The organism is Marinicella marina (assembly GCF_030065545.1).
GTDB lineage: Bacteria > Pseudomonadota > Gammaproteobacteria > Xanthomonadales > Marinicellaceae > Marinicella > Marinicella marina.
This window is the reverse complement of sequence record NZ_JASJNC010000003.1, coordinates 33,488-58,569: the sequence shown is the minus strand read 5'-3', so window position 1 is coordinate 58,569 and position 25,082 is coordinate 33,488. Positions and strand designations below refer to the sequence as shown.

The 25,082-nt window shown below is 42.3% G+C and carries 27 protein-coding genes; 25 read left to right on the top strand and 2 right to left on the bottom strand.

Features of this window, described 5'->3' with window-relative positions:
• The 13 genes from QNI24_RS05200 (at position 1) to QNI24_RS05140 (ending at position 16,623) form a co-directional block, all read left to right on the top strand.
• Positions 1-2,154, top strand: a complete 2,154-nt coding sequence (locus tag QNI24_RS05200) for a phage nozzle protein (protein ID WP_283708539.1) — start codon at positions 1-3, stop codon at positions 2,152-2,154.
• On the top strand, positions 2,154-2,651 hold the full coding sequence (locus tag QNI24_RS05195) for a hypothetical protein (RefSeq protein ID WP_283708538.1): 498 nt from the start codon (positions 2,154-2,156) through the stop codon (positions 2,649-2,651). Before QNI24_RS05200 ends, QNI24_RS05195 begins: the two co-directional genes overlap by 1 nt.
• On the top strand, positions 2,644-3,090 hold the full coding sequence (locus QNI24_RS05190) for a virion core protein, T7 gp14 family (protein ID WP_283708537.1): 447 nt from the start codon (positions 2,644-2,646) through the stop codon (positions 3,088-3,090). Before QNI24_RS05195 ends, QNI24_RS05190 begins: the two co-directional genes overlap by 8 nt.
• The gene (locus tag QNI24_RS05185) at positions 3,090-5,243 is read left to right on the top strand and encodes a glutathione S-transferase family protein (RefSeq protein ID WP_283708536.1); all 2,154 of its coding nucleotides are present in this window, start codon (positions 3,090-3,092) and stop codon (positions 5,241-5,243) included. The genes QNI24_RS05190 and QNI24_RS05185 overlap by 1 nt, the downstream gene beginning before the upstream one ends.
• A complete protein-coding gene (locus QNI24_RS05180) occupies positions 5,227-8,490 on the top strand; it encodes a replication-relaxation family protein (protein ID WP_283708535.1) in 3,264 nt (1,087 codons plus the stop codon). Before QNI24_RS05185 ends, QNI24_RS05180 begins: the two co-directional genes overlap by 17 nt.
• 15 nt (positions 8,491-8,505) lie before the next feature.
• The gene (locus QNI24_RS05175; RefSeq protein WP_283708534.1) at positions 8,506-11,304 is read left to right on the top strand and encodes a phage tail fiber domain-containing protein; all 2,799 of its coding nucleotides are present in this window, start codon (positions 8,506-8,508) and stop codon (positions 11,302-11,304) included.
• Between the two features lie 3 nt (positions 11,305-11,307).
• Positions 11,308-11,478, top strand: coding sequence for a hypothetical protein (locus tag QNI24_RS05170; RefSeq protein ID WP_283708533.1), 171 nt, complete (start codon positions 11,308-11,310; stop codon positions 11,476-11,478).
• The gene (locus QNI24_RS05165) at positions 11,468-13,339 is read left to right on the top strand and encodes a hypothetical protein (RefSeq protein WP_283708532.1); all 1,872 of its coding nucleotides are present in this window, start codon (positions 11,468-11,470) and stop codon (positions 13,337-13,339) included. Before QNI24_RS05170 ends, QNI24_RS05165 begins: the two co-directional genes overlap by 11 nt.
• Positions 13,340-13,343: 4 nt before the next feature.
• Entirely contained in the window at positions 13,344-13,523 is a 180-nt protein-coding gene (locus QNI24_RS05160; protein WP_283708531.1) for a hypothetical protein, read from the top strand.
• A 2-nt stretch (positions 13,524-13,525) separates the two neighbouring features.
• A complete protein-coding gene (locus QNI24_RS05155; RefSeq protein ID WP_283708530.1) occupies positions 13,526-13,762 on the top strand; it encodes a hypothetical protein in 237 nt (78 codons plus the stop codon).
• On the top strand, positions 13,762-14,010 hold the full coding sequence (locus QNI24_RS05150; RefSeq protein WP_283708529.1) for a hypothetical protein: 249 nt from the start codon (positions 13,762-13,764) through the stop codon (positions 14,008-14,010). Before QNI24_RS05155 ends, QNI24_RS05150 begins: the two co-directional genes overlap by 1 nt.
• A 117-nt stretch (positions 14,011-14,127) precedes the next feature.
• Positions 14,128-15,804, top strand: coding sequence for a phage terminase large subunit (gene terL, locus QNI24_RS05145; protein WP_283708528.1), 1,677 nt, complete (start codon positions 14,128-14,130; stop codon positions 15,802-15,804).
• Positions 15,805-16,422: 618 nt separating this feature from the next.
• Complete coding sequence (locus QNI24_RS05140; RefSeq protein WP_283708527.1) at positions 16,423-16,623, top strand: hypothetical protein; 201 nt, start codon at positions 16,423-16,425, stop codon at positions 16,621-16,623.
• A 752-nt stretch (positions 16,624-17,375) separates the two neighbouring features.
• On the opposite strand, the gene QNI24_RS05135 is transcribed toward QNI24_RS05140, so the two are convergent.
• Positions 17,376-17,624, bottom strand: a complete 249-nt coding sequence (locus tag QNI24_RS05135; protein WP_283708526.1) for a hypothetical protein — start codon at positions 17,622-17,624, stop codon at positions 17,376-17,378.
• Between the two features lie 402 nt (positions 17,625-18,026).
• Here QNI24_RS05135 and QNI24_RS05130 point away from each other — a divergent pair, with 402 nt between their 5' ends.
• The 12 genes from QNI24_RS05130 to QNI24_RS05075 all read left to right on the top strand — a co-directional run bounded on the left by QNI24_RS05130 (position 18,027) and on the right by QNI24_RS05075 (position 23,338).
• Positions 18,027-18,494, top strand: coding sequence for a hypothetical protein (locus QNI24_RS05130; RefSeq protein ID WP_283708525.1), 468 nt, complete (start codon positions 18,027-18,029; stop codon positions 18,492-18,494).
• Between the two features lie 364 nt (positions 18,495-18,858).
• Entirely contained in the window at positions 18,859-19,443 is a 585-nt protein-coding gene (locus QNI24_RS05125; RefSeq protein WP_283708524.1) for a hypothetical protein, read from the top strand.
• The gene (locus QNI24_RS05120) at positions 19,440-19,883 is read left to right on the top strand and encodes a hypothetical protein (RefSeq protein WP_283708523.1); all 444 of its coding nucleotides are present in this window, start codon (positions 19,440-19,442) and stop codon (positions 19,881-19,883) included. Before QNI24_RS05125 ends, QNI24_RS05120 begins: the two co-directional genes overlap by 4 nt.
• Positions 19,884-19,923: 40 nt before the next feature.
• Entirely contained in the window at positions 19,924-20,082 is a 159-nt protein-coding gene (locus QNI24_RS05115; RefSeq protein WP_283708522.1) for a hypothetical protein, read from the top strand.
• The gene (locus QNI24_RS05110; RefSeq protein WP_283708521.1) at positions 20,079-20,258 is read left to right on the top strand and encodes a hypothetical protein; all 180 of its coding nucleotides are present in this window, start codon (positions 20,079-20,081) and stop codon (positions 20,256-20,258) included. The genes QNI24_RS05115 and QNI24_RS05110 overlap by 4 nt, the downstream gene beginning before the upstream one ends.
• A 187-nt stretch (positions 20,259-20,445) precedes the next feature.
• Entirely contained in the window at positions 20,446-20,682 is a 237-nt protein-coding gene (locus tag QNI24_RS05105; protein WP_283708520.1) for a hypothetical protein, read from the top strand.
• Complete coding sequence (locus tag QNI24_RS05100) at positions 20,679-21,059, top strand: hypothetical protein (protein ID WP_283708519.1); 381 nt, start codon at positions 20,679-20,681, stop codon at positions 21,057-21,059. The genes QNI24_RS05105 and QNI24_RS05100 overlap by 4 nt, the downstream gene beginning before the upstream one ends.
• A 9-nt stretch (positions 21,060-21,068) precedes the next feature.
• Complete coding sequence (locus QNI24_RS05095) at positions 21,069-21,329, top strand: hypothetical protein (protein ID WP_283708518.1); 261 nt, start codon at positions 21,069-21,071, stop codon at positions 21,327-21,329.
• Entirely contained in the window at positions 21,329-21,538 is a 210-nt protein-coding gene (locus QNI24_RS05090; protein WP_283708517.1) for a hypothetical protein, read from the top strand. The genes QNI24_RS05095 and QNI24_RS05090 overlap by 1 nt, the downstream gene beginning before the upstream one ends.
• Positions 21,539-21,655: 117 nt before the next feature.
• On the top strand, positions 21,656-21,973 hold the full coding sequence (locus QNI24_RS05085; RefSeq protein WP_283708516.1) for a hypothetical protein: 318 nt from the start codon (positions 21,656-21,658) through the stop codon (positions 21,971-21,973).
• Positions 21,970-23,001, top strand: coding sequence for a tyrosine-type recombinase/integrase (locus QNI24_RS05080; protein ID WP_283708515.1), 1,032 nt, complete (start codon positions 21,970-21,972; stop codon positions 22,999-23,001). The genes QNI24_RS05085 and QNI24_RS05080 overlap by 4 nt, the downstream gene beginning before the upstream one ends.
• A 163-nt stretch (positions 23,002-23,164) precedes the next feature.
• A complete protein-coding gene (locus tag QNI24_RS05075) occupies positions 23,165-23,338 on the top strand; it encodes a hypothetical protein (protein WP_283708514.1) in 174 nt (57 codons plus the stop codon).
• Between the two features lie 651 nt (positions 23,339-23,989).
• On the opposite strand, the gene QNI24_RS05070 is transcribed toward QNI24_RS05075, so the two are convergent.
• Positions 23,990-24,994, bottom strand: a complete 1,005-nt coding sequence (locus QNI24_RS05070; protein WP_267175508.1) for an alkaline phosphatase D family protein — start codon at positions 24,992-24,994, stop codon at positions 23,990-23,992.
• Positions 24,995-25,082 lie beyond the last annotated feature (88 nt).

Genomic DNA, 25,082 nt, shown 5'->3' with positions numbered 1-25,082 from the left:
ATGCCCATTGAACCCCAGGTTATATCAGGCTTTCACGGAGGAGTCTCACAACAGTCTCCTGTAGTTAGAGCTGATAATCAATGCGAAGAGGCACTGAACTGTAGCTTCTCAATTGCTAAGGGGTGCAGTAAGAGACCTCCTATAGAAGTTGTAAATTTACTGTCTTCTAATGATTTATCAGATAACTTCTATCACTGGATTACTGATAAGAATGGTGATAGGTATTTATTGGTCATTGAATCAGAAGCCTTAGCTGTTTACCGACTAAGTGATGGTCAGAAACTGACAGTCCTTAATGACACCGCTCAGACCTACCTGACATCTGCAGATCCTAAGAGGTACATACGTGCTCTCACCAGAGGAAGTAAGACCTATATTGTGAACACAGAGACTGTGGTGACTGCTACAGCCTCCACGTCTGCAGGATCTATTGCAGGTACTGCGCAGTCCTTACAGGATGATGCACTTGGCAGTGCTGCAGAAGGTGCCATCTATAAAATCATTGGTCATGAATCAATTGAGTTTGATGTTTACTATGCCAAGAAGACAGGCGGTAAATGGTTTGAATGGGTCGAGCCTGGTATCAGTGATGAGCTGGACTCAGCTACGATGCCCCACGTCTTAGAACTAATCTTTGATGAGGTAGATCCTAATGGTGTTCGATTTGAATTCACACCTGTCACATGGGACAAAAGGCTTGTAGGTGATGAGGATTCTAATAAGTTCCCTACATTCACAGGCACAACTATTAATGCCATCTTTGATCTCAATGGTCGATTAGGATTCTTAAGTCCCTCTACGATCTGTATGAGTGAAGTAGATGAACCACATAACTTCTTCAGGACAACTGTGGTGGACTTATTGGACACTGCAAGGATTGACTTGGAAGTTAAGAGTGGCACCACATCTCCTTTGAGATGGGCTAAACCTTTGAATAAGAATGTAATTCTGTTCACTGAGACTGCTCAATATAATCTCTCTGGAGAACCTGTGATTACCCCAGGATCTGCAAGGATTGATCTGGCTACCAGTTTTGAAACTTCAGCCCAGTGTGAACCTACGAACGCAGGGAGTAATCTATTCTTCACTGTGAACTCAGGGAACCACTCCAATGTTCGAGAGATGTACGTACAGGACTTAACGGTCACTACAGATGCCACAGATGCTACGGCGCATGTAGACAGCTACATCCCTAAGAACGTGACATTGATGGAAGCCCAGAACAACTATGACTTCTTAGCTGTGTTCTCAGAGGAAACAAAGAATAAACTGTGGACGTACTTCTATCACTACAATGGAGATCAGAAGATCCAAAGTGCGTGGGGTCAGTGGGAGTTCAATGAGAACATCTCTATCTTAAATATGAAGGTAGTAGATTCTCACTTGTTTGTGATATTCACATTCAACTACACCATTGATGAGAACTTAGGCACAAAGACTACAGAGACCTTCTTAGGCAAGATCAACTTGAAGATAGGCGATCCAGGAGACTACAATGACTCCTTCAATAAGCCTGTGTGTCTTGACTTCCTTACAGTCCCTAGTACAGCCTATGATGGTGGTACTAATAGAACACTAATAACCCATAACTTCCCTATCATGGCTCCAGAGGTTCGAGATGACCTTGTGGTGGTTTTAGGGCAAGGACATGGCACTCCAGGAGTTCTATATGAGAAGGACACCATCTTCACATTCCAGCCAGGAAACAACTTGTACAGCTTCTATGTTGCTCAAGACTTCTGGACTAATGGAACTCTATTCTTAGGCACTAATTACACCCAAAGCCTTGAACTGTCCAGACAGTACTACAGAGGCAATGGGAACTCAATGGCGACTGCAAGGATGCAGATACGCAACATCATGATTAGCTACTTAGACACATCAGCCTTTGAGGTTCATGTGAAAGTAGAAGGTCGTGATGATGTAGGTGGTACGTTTATCACTGACTTAATTGAGACCTACTCAGCTAGGGTTCTTGGTACTGAATATTTTAACTTAAATGCACCAACATCCAGAACAGGATCAAGGAGATTCCCTGTGCTTGGTAATGCTGCAAATACAACAATAACATTAGTGAACAAACTGTGGGATGGAGCTAACTTCATTCGAGGTGAGATGGAAGCCCTGGTCAGTTCACGGACACGGAGAATTTAATGAAACGTAACACTTTTGAAGCACCCCCAGTAGAAGCAGACTTTGAACTATTCGCTGACACTTTATGTGAGGCTGATAGGGTTGAGTTGGCTACCATTGCTGGTATTAAAAAGAAGGATCTTAAGGAAGCCTTGACTGGTTATTTTAGGTCTAGTTTTGAGTGCTATACTCTAGTGGATAACGAATCATTAAAACCCATTGCCTTATTCGGCTGTGTGTCTAAAGAGATGGAATATGAGGCCGAGGGTACCAACAAGTTAGTTGTGGGGCATCCTTGGCTTCTGTCTAACGGTGACTTAGAGCTTTACCCTAAAGAGGTAATGCAACTTGCTAAGTACTACATCAAGGAACGATGGGCACCATACTTCTCTTATTTACACGTCATGGCCTCAGAGGATCATCCGTACTCTATTCCATTCTTGAAGAAGATTGGATTCAAACAGGACACCCAAGTGAATCTCCCAAATATTAAAGGAACTGTATTGATATATGTGTGAACCCACTACTATCTTGTTAGCCACCACTGCCATAGCAGGTGCAGTACAGGCTGATAGGAATGCGAGTAAGCAAAGGAAGGCTTACCGCAAGGCAAGTCGGCAGAAAGAAAAAGAGATTAACAGGTCTCAATCTATTAAGGCTCAGAATGAAGCCACAAGAGCCAGGAATGCCAGAGCTAAGATTAAAGCCAGAGCAGCTGGTTCAGGTGCCTCAGGTCTGTCTATAAGCTCTTTACTGAACAATGCGGACATGCAGATCGGAACGGATCTAGCGACCATTGAAGGTAACAGAGAGCTACAGATTGAAGGCAACGATCAGCAACTACAGTCTAACTTAAACTCAGTGCAAGGTGCTGATTGGTTAGGCACAGGTCTTCAGATTGCTGGAGGTCTTTATGGTGACTCAAAGATTGGAAGTAAACTACCAGGAGGAAGTTAATGCCTAAGGAAAAAAGGCGCAGAGTTGATACTCAAAATTTAGGTACTGAGATTGCCTCGCAACAAGGGGGCATCTACGCACCCACACAGGTAAGAGCAAAGCAGTCTAACACTAACTTTGGCGCATTAGGTAACTTTGTTCAAACAGTTCAACAACGAAAACGAGAGAAGTTAGACAATACTCTTTATGAACAAGGCAGATTCGATGCTAACGCTGAGACAGTAGATCCAGAACGTCTTGAGGATGAGGCTTATGTTAAAGGCTTAAACTCACAGACAGGTATCAATGATGCCACTAAAGCTGCAGCTACTCTACCACAATCCCTGCAGGACGCTATGCAGACTGCTAAGGACGAGGGCACCTTAGGCAAGTTCGATCTTGATGAGTTTATCAATGAGCACATGAATGGCTTTGTGAAAGAGGAGAGTGATCCTTTTTATCTGAAGGGATTGAATGATAAAGCAGCTGCTATTCAAAGTATTGGGTCTAAGGTATATGAGCAGTTTGTAGCACAGGCTGAAGATGAGCAAATCAACTTCACTGCTGTGGATACTGTGAACTCTCAGTTAGCAGCCATTCCAGATGGTAATGCACCACAAGGGTTCTTCAAGAACTTAGATACTACTTTAGATAACTTAGGCACCAATCTGGATGAACGCCACGATGCTATGTTTAAAGGCATTACACATGCTTTAGACATGGGAAACATTGCAGGTGCCGAAGCTGCTGCAGAGCACTTACTGTCAAAAGGAAAGGCTGTCAGTGGTAAGTATGGTGCTCAGTTAGAGAAACAAATAGCCGTAGCTAAGGCACGTCAGGAAGCTGCTGAGAAGGAGGCCATGAAGGTCTCAGACTTAGAGAAAGCTCAGACACGTAGAGCCTTTGAGTCCACCGTAGGTACTGAAGATTTCAACATGGCTGCTATTGATGAAGCCACTGAGAATGATGTCATCACACCCGATCAGAATGTCTCACTATACAGAAGACATGAGGAAGCCTTGAAGAAGCGAGGATTGGAACTTGATCGTACTGCTATTATTGAGGAGTACAAGAGAGACCCTAGAACCTTATTCAACGAGAGTGACCCTAAAGTCCGTAAGGCTGTCTATGATTCTATGGATGCTGATTATGAAGCCTTAGGTGAGGCTATTATTAATAATGCTATATCCTATGAGTCTGCTCAGGCACCTGAAGATCTCAGAGAAATCGAAGCTCAGAGAGGCCAGATACTGACTGCTTATAAAGAGTACTTCGAGAGATCCCAAGCTGCAGGACATACTCCTGGCAACATTAAGCGTCTCACAGACTCTGCTGTCTTAGGTACACCTCAGTTCCAGCACACCGCTACAGTTGTTGAGGCTTTGGAAAGTATTGAAGGTGTCTCTCCTTTCGTAGGAGTGAACACAGAGAAACTGGCAGAGCTGAAAGCATACAATGAGCTGACAGAGCGTTATAGCCCTGAAGAAGCTGTGGAGATCCTGAAGCAACGTCAAGAGACCCCTCTAAGTGAGCTACAGGCTAACATGAGAATGGATGGCTTCAATGAGGCTTTTGAGGAGACTATTGGTGACTTAGTTGGTAATAAATCACAGATAGAAAATACCTTCTTGTGGTTTGATAAAAAGACAAACATAGCGCCTACTGCATATCTCAGAGAAGTAATTAGAGATGATGCTGCAGTGTTCTATGGGAAAGGTATGACCTTAGAGTCTTCTATGAAAGCTGCTAAGGATAGATTCTTATCAACACATCAACCAGTAGGAGGTGCCTGGGTTTCAAGTAAGAACATGCCTACCAGCTTCCCTGCAGTCTACGATGATTGGATTAAATCAATAGATCCTAAGCTAGACCCAGATGACTTCATTATTCAGCCAAAACGAGATGTACAAGGCAGTTTCATTATTAATAAGAAAGATGGTGATGCCATTAGAAACTCACAGGGAGAACTTGTGGTCTTCTCATACCATGAGGTCGTTAAGGCTATGGCTGAGAACCACGTGAACCCAGAGACTGAGTACACAAGTGAATGGTTTGAGTCCAATAAAGAGAAGATGCAGCTGGATAAAGGAATGCCAGAGGCTACACGTCTGAGACGAGAGAAATTACTCAAAATAGAGGAAGAGTTAGAAACTAATTATGGAAGAAACCGATAATCTGATTTTTGATGATGCACCAGGTTCAGTAGATCCTGGCACCATTAAAGAGTTATACATGCCTGACTACAACAAGCAGGAAGAAGAATCACCAGAGTTCTTAGACCTGATGGGGTCAGCAGTTGATGATGTTCATGTAGTGAATACATTGATTAGGCAAGACATGAGCGTCAATAAGTATGACCCAGATTTCATGGACACCTACACGTTAGAGAAGCTGCAACAAGACTTCGAGACCCAAGGTATTGATGAGCAATACATGGGACTGTTTGAGAATGTGAACAACCAGCAAGAGTACACCAGACTGTTAGCTAGAGCTGCTGAAGTGCAGCATTTAGATCAGGAGATGGCGAAGGCTGGAGGCTTGAAGTCTATGGCTGCTTATATGGCTGCTTATGCTACAGATCCTATAGGTGTCGCAGTTGATGCCGCAGCTGGTGGTTCCACCAAGGTAGGCATGTTGCGCAGATTCCTAGAGTCTGGAGGTAAGGCAGCTGCTGCTGATCTTATCACAGAGGCTATGAGAACCACAGATGGTGAGCCTGTAGAACTCTCTGAGTTAGCTATGGGCACCATTACAGCCTTTGGTACTGGTGGACTCTTTGGAATCCCTGGTAACAAGGCTGCTGCTAAATTAGAGGCAGAGGAATCTGCAGTTCTAAAGAAGATGAAGGATGCCATCCCAGAACAGGAAACTAACAACGGTTCTGCAGGTGCTGCAGCTGTATCTTCATTCCCTAAGAAAAATATAGGTGATGCAGATGACTCAGACCTCTTAGGAGAGATGAGGGCTAAGGCTGCTGTAGAAGGTATCCCAGAGCCAGGTGGACGCACAAGGAAAGCTCAGATCAGCCATGCTGCCTGGGCACAGCGTTCTGACTCAGATGTAGTTAGGAAGATGTCTGCTGATGTTCATGGTGTAGGTAATGAGACCCCAGGTAATGTGGTTGATATTCCTATGGAAATGGACTCTGGTAGATTGAAAGAACAGCACATGTCTCCTTATTATGAGGCCATGAATTCAAATTACGCAGAGTGGTTAAAGGATACAAAAGGAAAAGGATTCTTAAGAAGACAATGGAGCCATGAAGATTTTGATGAATTTATGGAGATGGTTGGGGATTACCGCCTTGGTAAGATCCAAGATGCGCCAGAGCAGATCAAACAGGTCGCAGATGCAGACAGAGCTTTTTATCAAGCATTTAAAGAAGAAGCAATCCGATCAGGGGCGTATGACGCAAGCCGATTCTCACAAGACCCAAACTGGATGTCGAGAGTAATCTCAAGAGACAAACTATATGGGATGATGACCAAGGCAAATGTAAGATCTCACATGGACTTCAAACCTTTGGTATCCAACGCAATCCGAAAAGGCCGAGAGGCTGCTGGATTGGAAGTCAATGACCAACTGACTGATGTAGTTGCTACTGCTTACTTGAACCGTGCATGGTCTCAAGGGGAAGGGGGCTTCACAGTTAAACAGTCAGGTGAGTTAGACTTAGATGATGTATCCTCTTTGAAGGAATTAATTAAAGAGAACCTACCAGAAGCTGAACAGGCTAAGGCACTGGAGATCATTGAGTCTGCAGCTGTCTCTAAGAAGCCTAAGGATGCTGGTGAGATTGATAACATGAAGTCACGCCTACTGCTAGATAAAGATGCAGCAATGAACATCAACGGTCAAACCTTCACAATGGCTGATCTTTATGAAAACAACGTGCATAAGTTAGCCAATGGTTATGCCAATAAGATGTCTGCTGAACTTGCTTTCAGAAACAAAGGCTACACCACAAAGTCTTTTGAGAAGATAGTAAATGAGTTAGATAAAGAGGCCGCAATCAATAAACTCCACAAGGAGAAGCACGGCTCTTGGGATGCTGGTAAGGCTAAACCAAGTGATGTGGAAAACCTAAGGTTCTCACTGGATCGTATGACCCACCAAGGGGTACGTGCAGACAATGAGTTAATTGACTCATTCTTTAGAACCTCAGGAAACCATGTGTACGCCTCTAAAATGGGGGGCTCAGGCCTTAATGCCATCACAGAGGCTGGAACACTTATGGCCTTCAGGGGACTCTCAGGAGTCGTGAAGGACATGCCAATGATTAAGGATCTGTTGAAGTCCTACGTGAAAGGTAAGGCTGATAAGGTTTATGTGGCTCAGATAGAGGCACTGACCTCTGGAGCTGGTTCTAAACTGGCTGAGAGTAGATCTTCTTTTAAACTTGAAAATGATGTTCAATCTTCAATGAGAGGCTTCATGGGTAAGTTTGAGAAGGCTACAGATGCAGGTAAGAGACTAGCGAATGAGACCAACCTGTTAAGTCATATCACAGATGTTTCTACAAGATACTCCACGGCTACTGTTGTCAGTCGATTAGACCAGTGGGCTAGTGGTGCCAAGATGCCTAGATGGTGGAAGAACCGTTCAAAGGCTTGGGGCTTAGGAGATGGTAGAGATGTTCTGATCCAGAAGTGGTTAAAAAGCAAGAATGTTAAAAGAGGTAAAGGCGGCGGCATCACAGACATAGGACTTGACAAAATGGACTATGAGACTGAGACAGCCTTCAGGCAAGTCATTCACCGTGTAAACTCTAATAATATTCAGAAGATCTACAGTGGTGATTTACCACGCATGATGCAAACACCCTTAGGTGCTTTCATTATGAAGTTCAGGTCATTCACTACTGCTGCCTGGGGTAAGCACACGTTAGCTGATGCTAACTTTGCGGACTCTCTAGCTGCTCAGAAGCTGATATTCACTGCAGGTCTAGGAATGTTCATGTATGCCAATCGAGTCTACATCTCTCACCCTTTCAGCGAAAAGAAACGAGAGGAGAAGTTGACACTGGAGAACGCCCTAAGGTCAGGAGCGACTTATGGGGTCAACGTGTCCCTACTACCTGCAATGGTTGATACCACTACTCAGATACTGAATGGAGAGCCATTGGTAGGTAAGAAGAGGACTTCAGGACTCCCTACAGGCTTCAGTGCCAAGGAGTTCACCTCTAATGTTCCAGGTGTCTCAATGATTGATGACATGATAACAGCTGTAGGTGCTCCTGCGAAACTAGCAACTCAAGGAGAGCTAACACAGGAACAAGTAAGGGCTATCTTCTCAGTCTTAATGTTAGATACTTTTTATGGTACCAGAGGTATCAGGGATGCAGCAGTGGAAGCGGCTCCTACAAGCAGAGAGTCAGATAAGATTGACTATGCAGAGGGATTGAAAGATCTATTTAACTAATTCAAGGATGAATATATGTCACAAATCATATCTTACTATTCACTGGTAAGTTATACGGTTGGTACTCCAGGGGAGAATTACACTGTAACTTTCCCCTACATTTTCAAGTCAGATGTCTTCTTATTTGTTAATGGAACAGATCGTCCTGAGTCGGACATAACATGGACTTCAGCCTCTACTGTACAAATTGCGAACACCGTAGCTGGTGATGAGATATACCTCAGAAGGTACACACGTAGAGACCAGAAGTGGGTGGAGTTTAGTAATGCAGGTTCTTTTGGAGAGGATCCTCTTAACTTAGTAACCACCCAACTGTTATATCTGATTCAGGAGATCTGGGATGCAGCAACAGCTGGTACTGATCCAGATGCACCTCCAGGTTCAGGGGGAGACCCAGGAGAGGGAGATAACACCTTACCTGCTCTGATTGATAGCATCATCACTGAATTACTGAACACTCAGTTATTCGCAGACTTAGTGCAACTCATTGAATTGACTGACATTAATGCTGAGAATGCAATTCAGAATGCTATTAATACCCACAACAACTGGCAGATCACTCAGCAGATAGATGCTGTGGTAGATGCACATACTATTGAACTTGCAGACATTGGAGTGAACTTAGGTGCCATTGATGCCCAGATAATCAACTTAGAGACCACCACGACCTCACAGTTCCAAACGATTGCCACACAGATCACTGGGGTTGCTACACGTCTTGATGATGCTGAGGCGAATGCTTTACAGCTCAGTCAAGCCATAACGGACTTAGACTCCGCAACAGCTACCTCCGTCTCTCAGCTCCAAGCGGAGATTGCAGATAACGAGGCGCTAATATTGACTGTGGAGCAAGCCTATGTGGATGCAGACAGTGCATTGTCCTCTAGGGTTGATACGATTGAGGTAGACTTCCAAGGTGACGTTGCGAACTTAAGTGCTCGTATAGGTACCGTTGAATCTACTTATGTGGATGAGAATGAAGCTACTGCCATTGCAACAACTCAGATTAATGCTAGGTTTGATAACAATGATTGGGAAGGCTTGTTTCAATCTTCTGACTACATCTTTGGAATCAGAGGAACAGCTAACGCTAATGCTGCCAACATCAATGGTATTGAATCATTCTTAGTTGGTGCGGGTGGTAGTATTGACAACCCAAGCACTTGGCAACCTGGATCACAGGCAGCATCCTTAGCAGGGCTTACAACAACGGTGAATGCTCAGGCATCCACAATCAATGCTAATGCTGATATGCGTACAGCTTTGTTCGCAGCTTTCTCTCCAGCTCAAGGCAGTGATGCCACACAGATGGTAGCAGCTATGGAAGAAACATGGCAGGTCTATGTGGATGAGGAGAGCGGACTGGCTCAGTCTTTAACAGAGCTACAATTAAACACACAGCCAATATTCTTCAGGCAGATAGCACCAGACCCAACGGCTGCTGAGTTTGAAGACCAACCTTGGTACAACGTGGGATTCCCAGAGGGATCTGCATGGTTCAAGAAGCTGTCTGATTTAGGACATAAGCTGTTTTATTGGCAGACAAGTAACAGCATACCTGCAGGTCTTGAGTTTGTTACGTTCCCTGGTATCACAGGGGCATGGGTGGAAACTCAGGATCAAGCAATCACTGCTCAAGGTGTGATTGTGCAGAGCCTTCAACAGCTCTACAACTCCACAGGTCTGGCAGGTGCCACCGTACAGGATACCATTCAGGCAGTTGTAGGTGATGACATATCAGCTATCTCTGAGACATTAGAGGCTTATGTAGATACTGAGAATGGCCTACTGTACTCCACATGGAACGTTAGGATCAACCAATACAATGGTGGAGTTCCTGTAGTTGCAGGAGTAGGCTTAGGGATGCAACAAGACCCTAACAACCCAGAGGCAGGTAGTCGATCAGACTTCATGGTCATGGCTGATTACTTTTCAGTGGTCAGACCTCCTGATGCTGGTAACTTAGTTAATGGCACTTGGAACTCCCCAGAGAATGCTTTTGTTCCCTTTATTGTGAACACAGGTAATGTACCTGGTGAACCAGATGTGACTGTTAATGGGGACTTGTTTGTACGAAACACCTTGTCAGCTATTGATGGTATGGCAGGTAGATTCACCTTCACAGATCTTGATGGTAATGGATACCCTATAGTCCGTGACGGAAACTTCAATGCTACTGGATCTCGACTGGTCTTAGCCAGTGATACGAACGACTATAACTTAGGTGTTGGTGGTTCTGTATTCCCTGGTGGTGAGACAGACTTCAAGGTACTCATGTGGGCTGGTACAGGAACCATGTCCCATAACAATGCTGTGTTCTACATTGACACAGATGGTAATGCCTTCTTTGGAGGACAAGTATCTGCATCAAATATTGATGGTGCTGTGGGTAGTGCTACCTCTGTATCTTTTGAAGGTGCAACAACAACTGTACCTAATGGTAATCAGACTGACTGGTTCCAAGTGGGAAATGAGGTAATCACTTCAGATCCTGGAGTACCTAGGTCACGTAGGGCAACTGCCACCGTATCTGTAGGGGTCTTTGGTAGCAACCAGAATGCTGCAAGAGTCAGGATTCAAATGAGTCGTGAGTCTAACTTAGGATCTAACGTCTATGGAAGCTGGACAACTGTTAGTGAGTATCCAATTGGAATTGATATTGGGACAGCTCTCACTCTATCGGGCACCCACCCAACACCAGGTCTAGGTAGATTTAAACTGCGTGTGCAGATCAAAGCTGAACAGGCTAACAACGGCTCATGGCAGTATCCCTCTAGTAACAAATTTGATGGAACAATAATTTTAGCGAGTTAATTTATGGAAGAATTAAAACAACAACTTCAGGCACGACAAGCCCAAGCTGCCCTTATGTACTACAAGGCATGTAAGGAAAAGGAACAGGCTGAGGAGGTCATGAAGAATGTTAATGCTCAGATTACAGCTTTAACCCAAGCTGAGTCTTTGACTAAGGAACCTGATGCCAACTAATACACTGACGAACTCAGAGTTAGCACAGCAGCTGATAGACCAGACAGAGACATGGCAAACATTCAACACTGAAGCAATTAGATGGCTCACAAGTACCAACGATACTGAGGACTTATACAATCCAGTTCTTGATACAAGTACCACAATAACTACGCTATATAAAATCTCTGAGGACTATGAGAACACCTTGAATGGTGCCTCTAGTTCCTTAGCGGTAGCCACTCAGTTACTGAATGATGCTCAGACCCTACAGCAGAATGTGATAACCATAGAAGCCTCAGTGGTAAGCTATGACACCACATTCCAAGGCTACTTGAGTCAAGCTGCTCAGGATGTTTCTGACTGTAACGATAGTGCTGTAGCGGCTGCTGCAAGTGCTTTGGCGGCTGCAAGTTCTGCCTCTGATGCGAGTACAAGCGCAACAGAAGCCTTAGGGTTCAGAGATGAAGCCCAAACTGCGCGAACCCAGGCGCAGACTGCTAAAACAGATGCAGAGTCTGAGGCTGCTAACGCCTTAACGAGTCGTAACGAGTCTGGTCAATTTGCACAACAAGCAGAGAACTGGGCTGAGGAAGATAGGGATGTAGAAGTAGAGCCTGGTAAGTTCTCTGCTAAACACTATGCTGAAGTGGCTTCTGAGGTTGATGCTAATCTTCAATCCTTTGTAGATAAGGCTCAGGACTGGGCTGAAGAAGCTGAGGATGTGGAAGTAGAAACAGGACAATTCTCTGCTAAACACCACGCAGCTAAGGCAGAAGGTTTCTCTGTAGATTCTGCTGCTAGTGCTAGTGCATCTAATGCCAGTTCTCACACAGCATTGACACACTCCTTCACCGCCTCTAATAAGGCAAGTGAGGCATCAACAAGTGCGACTAACGCTGCTACCAGTGAGGCGAACGCTGCTGCCAGTGAGAGCAATGCCAATACAAGTGCGTTAGCTGCTGCTAGTAGTGCAACTACTGCTTCTGATGAGGCCATAGATGCTGCTCAAAGTAGTAGTAGCGCCCTGTCCTCAGCAAATGCTGCTAGTACCTCTGAGTCTAATGCTGCCACCAGTGAGACTAATGCAGCTGCTTCTGCTTCACAGGCATCGAGCAGTGCCGACACTGCCTTCAATAGCTCACTGTCTTCTAGTAACTCAGCAGCCTTATCAGAGGATTGGGCAATTACAGCTGAGGATGTGATTGTTGATAAAGGGGAATATTCATCTAAACACTATGCAGCTAAGTCTGCAACCAGTGCTGCTAATGCTGCAACACAGGCCACTACAGCTGCTGATGAAGCTACAGATGCTGCACAGAGCGCAAGTGCTGCCGCAACTTCTGCAAGTAATGCAAGTGGCTCAGCGTCTAGTGCCTCCAGCAGTGCTTCAAGTGCCTCTACCTCTGCCAGTAACGCAGCCACAAGTGAAGCGAATGCTGCTGCCAGTGCTGCCTCTATAGGGGCATACTCTCTGATGAAAGCTACTGGTAATATCAATGGTAATAACTTTGCCAATGTTGCCAGTGAGTTGAGTTGGACACCCTCCATAAACACAGGGTCGGATGTGTCTATCTCAGGTACTGATGCTACGATCAACAACAATGGTACCTACAAGATCACAGTCTCATTTAGAACAAATAATAATAACAGGACAGAACTCTCTGTTCAGGTTGTTTTTAATGGTAGTCCTCTAGCAGCAGAAATATCTTCTAACTACTGTGCGAGAGATGTAGATCAAAACACAGGTAGTGTGACTCACACAACAGCCTTGGCTCTAGGCGCAGGAACAGTGCTCTCCTTTGAGGGATTAGGGGACTCTGATGGAACATGTACAGGCTTGAATGCAGGTACGATTTTAATAATAGAAAGGATTGATTAATTATATGGAAATTTTAAACAACATTATGGCTACCTGGTTCATTGGCATATTCGTGGTCTACGTAGTAGCCAATAAAACCAACTGGTTCAACAGCTTACAGAAGGAACAACGCTGGTATTATGCTTTAGGTTGGCCTGTCTTCTTACCCTACTACTTGTATCTGAGATACAAAGATCGTAACTAACTATGTCCAACCTGACTTTGCAGGAAGTAACGGCATTGTTTGAGATAAACGACAATAGAAGTGAAAAGAGACATGACGATTTAAAAGAAGAAATGAGGGAGGGGTTCTCTAAGCTCGAAGGAAGAGTAGGGCAGCTAGAACAACAAGAGAAACCCTTAATCACATGGAAGACGGTTAAGTGGGCATCTACGATCTCGGTAGGTGCTCTGATAACCACATACGCAGGAGGCTTAATGTAATGGCAGCACCAGAACAAGAACTGTCCGAGCTACATGGATTGTTAGCTCAACACCTTAAGGGAGAACTTACTAAAGATGACACACCAGCCTCAGTGCTCAGTGTGATCCTAAAGTTCCTTAAGGACAACAACATCACCTGCGAAGGTGCAACGTCTCCAGAGATGGAAGCGTTAAAAGAAGAGGTGCAGAAACAAGCACCCAAGTTTGACCCATCTCAGGTTCAGACAGCACTATCCTCAGTAAAGTAACAAGTCTAGCAGTCAGGAATGGCCTTTAAAGCTAACCTGGCTGCTTCTGACGCGTTTAAAAGGAATTTGAATACGATGACACCACTAACACATTTAAAGCCCTCAGAGAGCGTCTGAGTGGTTGTAGTAGACACTAAACACCCTTGGGCAGACTTCAGGAATTTCCTAGCAGACATGTGGGAACACTTGGGTCTACCTGAGCCAACACCAGTTCAATATGATATCGCATATTATCTACAGAATCCAGTGGACTTCGAGCACCTTCCTAAAGATGGTCAACGTAAAATCGTTGAGGCATATAGGGGCTGTGGTAAGTCTTACATTACTTCTGGGTTTGTAATCTGGTGTTTATTTTGGAATCAGAACCTGAAGATCATGGTGGTCTCAGGTGCAGGTGAACGTGCTAAAGACTTCACCAACTTCTGTTTGAAAGTTATCTTTGAATGGGAACCAGTACAGCACTTGTACCCTCAAGGTAACAATAGGAAATCAGTAGTCTCTTTTGACGTGAATGGTTGTAAGCCAGACCATTCTCCTAGTCTGAAATCTGTAGGCATCACAGGTCAGATCGTAGGCTCCAGGGCAGATATAATTATTGGAGACGACATAGAGACCAAGAACAACTGTATGACACAAGGGATGCGAGAGAAACTTGTGCATTTAACTGATGAGTTTGATTCTATTATTAAACCATTACCAACATCTCAAATCATCTACCTAGGAACACCTCACAATCAGGACAGCCTCTACAACAAGAGAGCACAGACAGGGTTCGATCAACGAATCTATCCTGCCAGAGTCCCTGAGAGTAACTATGACGGCGCATTGGCACCTATGGTTCGTGAGATGAAGAAGGAATATCCTGTAGGAACTCCTGTAGATCCCCTCAGGTTCGATGAAGAAACCCTGACGAACAAAGAGTTAGCTCAAGGTAAGTCAGGATTCTTATTACAGTTCATGCTTGATACGGCTCTTGAGGATGCCTTAAGGTTCCCTCTGAGATGTTCAGACTTCATTGTGATGGACTTGGACTCTAAGGTAGCACCAGTGAAGGTGGCCTATGGGTCTCATGTGGATCAGATGCTGGAAGAACCAGAGTGCTTAGGACTCAAAGGAGACAGGTGGTACTCACCGATGTATGTCTCTACAGAGTTTGAAGAGTACCAAGGTTCCCTTATGTACATTGACCCCAGTGGTCGTGGTAAGGACAGGACAGCCTATGCAGTGGTTAAGGTGCTTCATGGCTACTTCTATGTGACCCGAATGGGTTCTATGGAGGGTGGTTATGACGATACGACTTTAAAGGCTCTTGCTAACATTGCTAAGAATGAGAATGTGAATGAGATTGTCCTAGAGGAGAACTTTGGTGATGGTGCAATCACAGAGCTGTTTAAGCCTGTATGTGCCAGGATACACCCCTGCACCATTACTGGTGATAAGGTTGGTAGTATGCAGAAGGAGCTAAGGATCATTGAAGCCTTAGAGCCTCTACTGAACTCTCATAGGATCATTATCAGTAAAGACATTCTAGTTGCTGATTCATGCCAAGAAGAGAAACACCAGTTTGTCTATCAGCTGTCTCGAATAACCAGGGACAGGAACTCACTGACCCATGATGATACCTTAGATGCCTTTGCAGGTGCCATTAGGTACTGGAGCAACCAATTAGGTATAGACGTTGAGAGCACTGAAGACCGCCTTAGAGCCGAGGCATTACAGAAGGATCTTGATGATTTCATGGCGGCCTGTGGGAAGAAGAGGAAGACCACAGCAAACTGGAATAATAGGCGTTAAAATAGGTCAAAAATAGCAAAAAATAAAAACGTTTAATTTCAAAGACATAAGACAAAAGTGCGGTATAGGGTAGAGTGAATAGACTCTATACTATAGGTACTAAAGATATCTATAGATATTATATTTAATTATTATATTATTTATTAAAAAATAAATAAAAATAAACTATAGAACCTATAGATCATTAGGGTACATATAAATCATTAAGGTATAGGAAACTAGTCTTTAATGGACTATATGGGTACTAATGTATCTATAAGTTTACTTAGTGTCGTGTTTTTGTATTTCATTTTTATTTCTCATATATTCTACTAACTCCGATTGTAGAAAACTAAAGGATTATATTCGGCTCAAGGATGAGCCACTTTTTTATAGGATTAAATTATGGCAATTATAGACACTATACTAATCATAGCCCTTTCAGCAGTTATAGGAGCAATCACACCTCTTATAGCTCATTGGTTCTGGTTAAGGGACTTAAAGATTCAGAGAGGCCTGGACAGAGCCAGAGAGAAGAACAGGGACTGGATCGTCACATGATGATCTTCACGTTCATTACAGGTCTATTCTTACTAATGGGAATGGGCTTATTCTTAATAGCTTATGGGAGTGATACTGATGAATGAAGAGACACCATGTGAGTTTGAAATACCAAAGGAAACTATACGTAGTCAGGCAGTTCAGATAGCTGCTTCTATATTAAGAGGTCGATTAAATGTAGGATCAGCTGAAATCTGTAGGACTGCCAAAGCTGCGGTGTTTTTAGTAGATCAAATCTACGAAGAAGTGGAGAAATTATATGATGATACTGATGAATGATGAATTTTGGGATATAACATTAGATGATGACTATGGCCTCATAGAAGGCTTCCACGATTACATAGAAGGATCTATGTATATATAACTAAATCTTCTTGCCGTGAGGCAACATGTTCACACCTCTCCTAGATTTCTTATCTTTCTTTTGTTTAAGTAGTAGGTGTGATTTTAATTCTAAGCGTATCTAAGAGGATATAATGTCCTACTGGTACGTTAGGGTTCCTATAGGGTCTATAATGCCCTGAGGAGCCTCTCATTAAGTCCTAGACGTGGTTCTGGCTAGTTGCTATAGACTAATTGAACATATAGCTCCGCACTGTCCTTGCGAAGTCTATGAATGGACTAAAGAGTCTGAAGGGTCATGGAAGATCCTGAGGGCTTATTTTTATTATAAATTTGTGGTACCCCACATTAAATAACAATCGAAAACCACTTCCCCCCTTGGGGTCTTCTCATGGCCTCACCCATCATTATTGACAATTTAACTGTCATATCATCACCCAAACCACTATAAACACTGCGATAAGGCGGGGATTAAGAATCCCTCAAGCTCCTAAATGGGGCTTTTATTGCTTAAAAAGCGAGCAAACGTTCGCTTTTTGTCGCTCATGGATGGCTAATATGGTGTTGTGTACAAGATGGTACGCAAAATAAAGCGCCGTACGTGAATACTTTAGAATCAGCAAGGTAATCACACACCACCAGGCACGTACAGACCCTATTGAACCCACCAGAACCCGTACAAAACACCACTATTCCAACAAACACACGCATCCCTTAACTACACTCAGCACCATAAATACATCATCATAACCTTTCACATCTGCATATCCCATCATCACATCAACCACCGCATCAACCACAATCACATCCTCAAGACACATCAAATCCTCAAGCAATCCTTTAAGAATCTCACAAGCCCCTAAAAAATCCACATCATCCACAACACCACTATTAAGCACACCCACCAAACCACTGCACTTCTTTAAATCATTAAACATTAAATCCCCTTTGAAATATTAATTTATCCATTCTATTGATCTGAATCTCATTCCTTGAGAATCTAGACATATTAATAGACAGCACATACTTTTAAAGTTAGTATTCATTTCAATTTATTTAACAATTAATAATGTCCTTAGGCACTTATCTATTCATTTACATGCTATTAATGGCCTTCTCAGCCTACAAGATAACAATGCTCACCATATCCGATAAGAAACAATCACACACCATTATAAAAGGTACTGTCTACTCACTGATATTAATAATATCCCTATTAAACATTATAAGAGTAGCTGTTTTTATCAATTAATTGCATTTATTTTCAAATATGACTTGCATCACTAATCAATATCCTATAAGATACAATCATCAATTAAATATTAATCGGAGTTAATAAAATGCAAACAGTCACATATAATATCTATAGTATCAATGAGCACCCTAATAAAGACGCTGTTTTTAATTGGGTTCGAGATAACTGGCATGATTTAAATCAATATGAAGTTGATGAGTTAATCAAAAGTCTAAAGGCTTTAGTTAGTAACATTGGAGGTAGTTTAGATTACGGCATAAGCCAAGTACCAGATAGAGGTGAATTTATTTCAATCACTGATTATAATAGAGAAGCACTTAAAGAGCTAAATGAAAAAATAGAGGAGTACCCTTTAACTGGTTGCTTTTGGGATTATGAAGTTATTAAGGGATTGATTAACAGAGAGCTTGGCAGTCACTGTCTTAAAATCCTACACGATTCAACTGAATATGTCTATAGCGATGAAGGTTTGACAGAGATGCTTGAAGCTAATGATTACTATTTTAAAGAAAACGGTGAATTTAGAGTAAATAATACTTGCATCACTAAATAATATCCTATAAGATACAATCATCAACTAGAAACAACAAACAACAAATCGGAGAAACAACATGAAATACTTAGATTACAACGCAATCATTAAAGCATCAACAATCGGATTTACTTTAGTTATGACTATTGTTGTCGCTTTTTCTTAATCTAACACTATCTAATAAAATATAATATCGGAGTAAATAAAATGAGCGAAGTGAAAATCTGGTGCGTAAAAGACATCGAGTATGGCCTATGCCCTATGACAGTCACAGGCGATAAGCAAAAATGTGAAAATAAAGCTATTTTCATGAACAGGTCGTATGTAGGGAATAACAAGTACAAAGCGGTAGAAGTAAAAATAAGCGAGGTGAGGAGTAAATAACATGAAAACAGTAATAACACTAAATACAAGCCTTATCAATCATCTTTGTGTTGGCATGTATGGCACCCTTATAGATCCAGATTTTATGGATGAATGGAATGATGATGACCGAGGTTTTAACTTTGGCGCATACAAGGAGTATATCACTGATAAATTCAACGAAACAATCGAAGACTACGGAACCCTTGAAGCATCAGGGGTATCAATCAAATTTGAGGGTTTGAAGGGTGCAAAAATCCATAGTCCAAGAGAGTATAACTTTACTACTGATTCCATTCAGTTTCTTGTGGCCTATGATTTAGATGAGATGAAAGCACTTGTTAAGGCTAATTATGCGCAATTTGACCAATACCTTACGGATAACTATACCAGTCATGATGGGTTCTTTTCATTCACGCCAAATAACGCTGTTGATTGGCTGGTACAAGCAAATTCTAGGGAAGAGAGAGCCATAGCAGCCTTTATAAACTATTGGGATGCTTATCATGGGGGATTTTTTGCGGACATTCAAAAGGAGTTTGAAGATAACGTTTTGGACTTAATACATGAAGTAAGTCATGAATTTTTTGAGGAGATAGCAGCATGAAAAGAACAATTGAAATAAACGACACACTACAAGAACGAGTAGACCAAGCAATCAGCGAGTTAAAAGAGTACATCATTGAATATATGATTGAGAACCCAGATACGGACGATTTATGTCTATCAAATGACATTGATTATGATGGGCGCTTACATCAGATTGTGTACAGCAACACACCCATCTACTACTATGAGATTGATGGCCTTTGGTATCTCTACAAACATGACTTCATCGAAGCCTTTGAGAACGCTGGGTTAGATGGACAAGCCACACAAAACAGTGGTATGACTGCTATATATCTCTACATAGAACAAGAGTGTTGGGAGTGGTGGAATTCAATTGAATCAGATTTGCATGAGGCAATTGGTGACATTCAGTTAGAAAATGAAGATGAGGCGGACATGGTGAAGCAGTATAAAGCCATTGAGTGTCTTCAGGATTAATTAACACTATCTAATTAAATATAATATCGGAGTAAACAACATGAGTAACTACAAAAGAACAAAAGCATTAGCGACCAAACAAGGGAAGCAAGACAAACAAAACGGACATGAACCAACACCAGAAGCATTGGAGCATTCAGCATGGTTTAAATGGTACATGCAAGGCTATAACTCAATTAAAGAGGTAACAAAACCATGAATATTAAAATCGAACTAAACACAGACAATTCGGCTTTTGATTTTGATCCGCTGTTTGAAGTCAAGCGAGCCATTGAAAAAGCCCTTGATTATACCAGCGTTGTCGATCCTGATTATAGAACAATTAAAGACTACAACGGGAACACCATTGGCAAAATTGAGGTAACAGAATCATGAAACTATTAATCCTATTAATAACAGCAGTAACCAATGATTACTATACAACCATAGACGGCCAAATCTATTACACACCAATTATAGGCTGCCCAAATTGCGCCGCAACCACATGCGAGATTATCCAAGAGGATAGATGGATTAGAGTGACCACAGACCGCATTTTTATAGACAAATTCGAGGTGAACCAATGAACAAAGAAACAATATTCAAACTTAACGCCATAGGCAGTGACTTCAACAAAATTCGAGCTTTAACCATTCAAGACTTGATTGACTGCTATCTTGAGTACTTCAACGACTTTCTAACACTTGGAGGCTTTGCAGATGCTTATGGCCTCACAGAAGACAATCAAAAGAAAGGAATGGACACAGCAAAACTAATAATCGACTTAGGTCGTAGACTACATAAGGAGCTAACAACATGAGAACATTCACACTACTGTCAGAATTCGACACAACAACATATATAACCATCAAGGCGCCTAACAGGCGTACAATTGTCAAAGCGATTCGCAATGGTCTACTGTCAGGACATCCAGTGGGTCTTAAATGCTTCAGGGCTGATAACACTGGTTACAGTCTTCATTTAACTGATAACCAAGATGTCGAACCTATGTACACCATAGAACACGCTAAGGACTTTGAGAAGAAAACAAAAGCACAACAAGAGCGCGAATGGTGGGAACTGCGTAAGGCAAACAGGGGGAGTAGATTGCGAGAGCATAGAGTGGCTAACCCTTTTGGCGCTTGTGGCGGCTCATATAGTAACAATCCAGATATGATAATTCATTGGAATTTATAGGATTATAAAATGAGCAACACAGAGACAACAGAGCAGGAAAAGTACAAAAGTAATAAATCTAAAAACTTAGCAGTCGTGGAGGTACGCCTTGGTCGAGTATTATTACAATCAAAATCAGTCAATGAGGAACAAATTAGAAAGGCTTTATCTGTAGCAGGTGATGCGAATAAAGAAGATAAAATAATTTCTTTAAAACATGGTGAGAAAGTACAGATAAAAACCATGAACCATAGCTATATATTCACACCTATTTTTCAGGAGGATGTTTAATGAGTGCGCATAGAAACCTTTTAGTTGTTTTTAACAGAGCGATTCAAAATAAAAGATTAACCAAAAATATGGCCGTCGATTTATACTTAGAAATAATGGATGCCTTAGATTGGGAAATCCCTACAGTAGAATATAGTTCAGATAATGATTACACCATCTGTAGTGATGAAAGGAGAGCAGCCAATGAATTCCTATCTACTCAGAGATAACAAACAACTAAATTCGAGGTGAAATAACAACAATCAATAAGACATCTACATTCCCGATAGTTTGTCAAGGAAGATAATTTATGTTATAAAGTGTGAATCTTTTAGAGGAGTGTAAGTGTGACACATAAAGAGCGATTAAATGTCATTAAGACATTAAAGAAATTCCAGGGACTCAAGAGTAGCATGACCGCACAACAGATCATCATATTCTTAGTGGCCTATGAGAATGATGGAGCCGATCAAACTACTATAATTGAGAAGTCTAACTTAAGGGTAGCGGCAGGTTCAAAACATCTTAGGATGTATAGTAAGTATGACAGCTATCGGAAACGAGAAGGCTTTGGGATGTTAGACATAAAACAGGACTACATGAACCTGTCATCTAACATAATAACCATAACAGAAAAAGGTAAGGAGTTTATAGAAACAATATGAAAGCAAAGAGAAAACCAAGGGTACAACCTTGGCAGATTAAAATTGGCTACTATGATGGAGATTTAATCCTTGGTAGGTTCTATACTGATGAAGGCATACGCAAATTCAAGCGTACAGGCACTTCAGACCTTCCTGAGGCCATGATTATCCTAGAGGAGCACCTATCCTACCTTAAGAGAGAATCAAAGCCTCAGAAAGGCTCTATTTCAATTGGTCAGGCATTCAATAAGATGTGGAAAAATGAATGGCATAAGCAAAAAGACCACCGTAAAAGGAGACAACAAGCCAAGGCTATTGAAGATTGGTTTGGGTCTGATACTCTCCTAAAGGACATAACATCCTCATGGATAAATGATTACATTGAGTATCTCAGAGACGACTTAGGGAACTCAGATGCCACCATAAACCGTAAGACATCAGTGCTTAAGCGTACCTTAAATGTTGCTTGTCATTCATGGGAAGAGATAGACAAAGTGCCTTATATCCCTCAGTATCGAGAGAAGATGAGAGGACACCGACAGACCATGACAGCAGCTGAATTCCAGGTGATCCTCCAGCACTGCACAGACTACGAACATGAGGTGTTCTTTCTAGTCTTATGGGACACTGGTTGTCGTCCTAGTGAGCTAATTAATCTCACAGGGGATGAGCTGGATACCATTGATGCTGCATTGAAACTTGAGGACTCTAAAGGAGGTAAGGCGAGAACTATACCTGTCAAGAGAGCCTTGATGGATAAGTTGGTCAGATTGAACCGTGGAGAGGTACGTCCTTTCTTGAATGTAACTGGTAGCTCTTATAGGGCACAGTTTGACAAAGGTAGGAAGGCTTTAGGGCAGATGGATAACCCTAAGTTCACTGCTTATTCTATGCGACACACTAAGGCTAAGGCTTTATTGAACCAAGGTTATTCTGTGGCCTTTGTGATGGACTGGTTAGGACATGCGTCTATCACGACTACACAGATTTATGTAGAAACTAATGATAATGAACTATTAAGGGCGAGAGATGCCCAGGAGAATGAATGATGAATAAATACAAAGAGAAACACTTAACACCCTACCAACGAATCAGATTCAAACTAAAACAGGAGGTCAAGAAGAAGCAGACGTTCCTCAGGAAACTTAAGGTTATCTGGTACCGTAGACAGCTTGAGGCCATTAGAGAGAACCAGTTTATTGTGAGGCAATCATGAGTGAAGTAGAAGCGTGGTGTGTTAAAGACACATTCGACAATGAGCTGATGCCAGAAACAACTAACGACATACCCACATTGGTTAAAAACACATGTATGGATTTGAATCAGGAAGTTGATGGCCGTTTTCAGGTTGTACCAGTAAAAATAAGCGAGGTGCCAAGCGAATAACATCCCACAGGATACCAACGAACCACTAACAGTTATCAGATAACTTAACAATCCACAGGAAACCCAACGGAGACCATAACGTAACCTATTGATCTTAAAGACCTGGATTATCCCAGTCGATACCAGTCAGGATTGAAAATCCCCGTGTCGGTGGTTCGATTCCGCCTCCGGGCACCATTTTATTCAAACCCAATGCATCATATAAATTAAAGGCTAATTCTCACTTTCAATACTGGCTGTGAATTATAATGCCATGATGCACCTAAATGAATCATACCAATGCCCATCTTGCGGCCACCCCTGTCATACCAATGAGCCAAGAAAGCCGATATCTACCTGTGAAAATTGTGGCTCGGAAATCAACTATTCTATGCCTACTAACAGACTAAAAAAGCAGGACCAACAAAAAAACGGCCGGATAAAACCTATCAAGTTGTCATTGCTGCTGCTGATTTTACCGCTGCTGGTGATAATTCTGATGGTGATCTTTTGGCTGGTTTTTCAAGACATCCGGGAACACTCGCTGATAACGCAGCTCCAATCTCAGGAACAAACCATCATGGTTGTTAGCAGTTTAAGCGAGTGCAATACTGACTGTGTGAATGCTGCATTGGGTTGAGGCGCTAACCAAACTCACATGGTATTCAAATTTCAGTTGAGGTTCATCTTGTGCGCGTTTATCGTTTGACCATCCATACCAATTTGTAAAATTTCTAAAGTCTTATTGGACCAATCTATGGCAAGGGTGGCAAATGATTCTGTGGTGATTAAATCATGGATGCGGTGGCGGTTGTATTCATCAGTACCTGAAAAAGAATGTGTCATGCCGCTGGAAGTGACATCTATCAACTCTTGACCCTGCCAATTGATTTTTGAAATTTCAGACAGGTGCCGATCACCACTGAGGATGATGGGGTTGTTGGCGCCTGAACTGACTATCAAGTCCAATAATTTTTTTCGCTCATTGGGGAAATTAGCCCACATTTCATATTTGTGATCCTCGGCAATCACTTGGATGCTGCTGGCGATGATGTTGATATTGGCTTGTGATTGGGTTAATTCATTTTGTAACCACTGCCATTGTTCTTTACCTAAAACTTGACCATCTGGTTGAGCCACATAATTTTTGGCTGATCCTTTGGGCGTCTTCACCAATGGGTCTTGGAAGTATCTGGTATCCAAGTGAAAAATTTTAACTTGATTGGGCACAGTTCCAAAGACTTGGCTGCGATAAATACCTGGGTACTGGTTAACAGCTGCATCTTCAGTGATGTCCATGAAGGCCAAAAAATGGTCTTCGGCTTGGGCTTTCATGGGGAATGTTTTGTTGCCGTCGTTGATGCCATAATCATGGTCATCCCAAATGCCGGTTACAGGTACTTGTGCAATGAATTGACTGTAATATGGATTGGTTTTTTGTTGGTGGTATTTGTTGCCCATTAACACCATGTCGTCGGTGTCTGCGTAGATGTTATCACCCAGCCAAACCCACAAATCGGGTTGTTGCGCAGCGATTAGCGGCCAGAATGATTGGTCTTCATATTCCTTGTTACAAGAACCAAAGGCGATGGTTTGTAGGGTCTGTTGAGTGGGCTTGATGGGTTGGCTGCAACCAACAGTGAACAAAATCAATAAACAAAGTAAGGTATTTTTCATGGGTAAAATTATCACTGGATCACATTGAAAAGCTTAGCATGTTTTGATGAGATTTAGGTGAAGGTTTAATGGCGGTTTTTGCTACAAT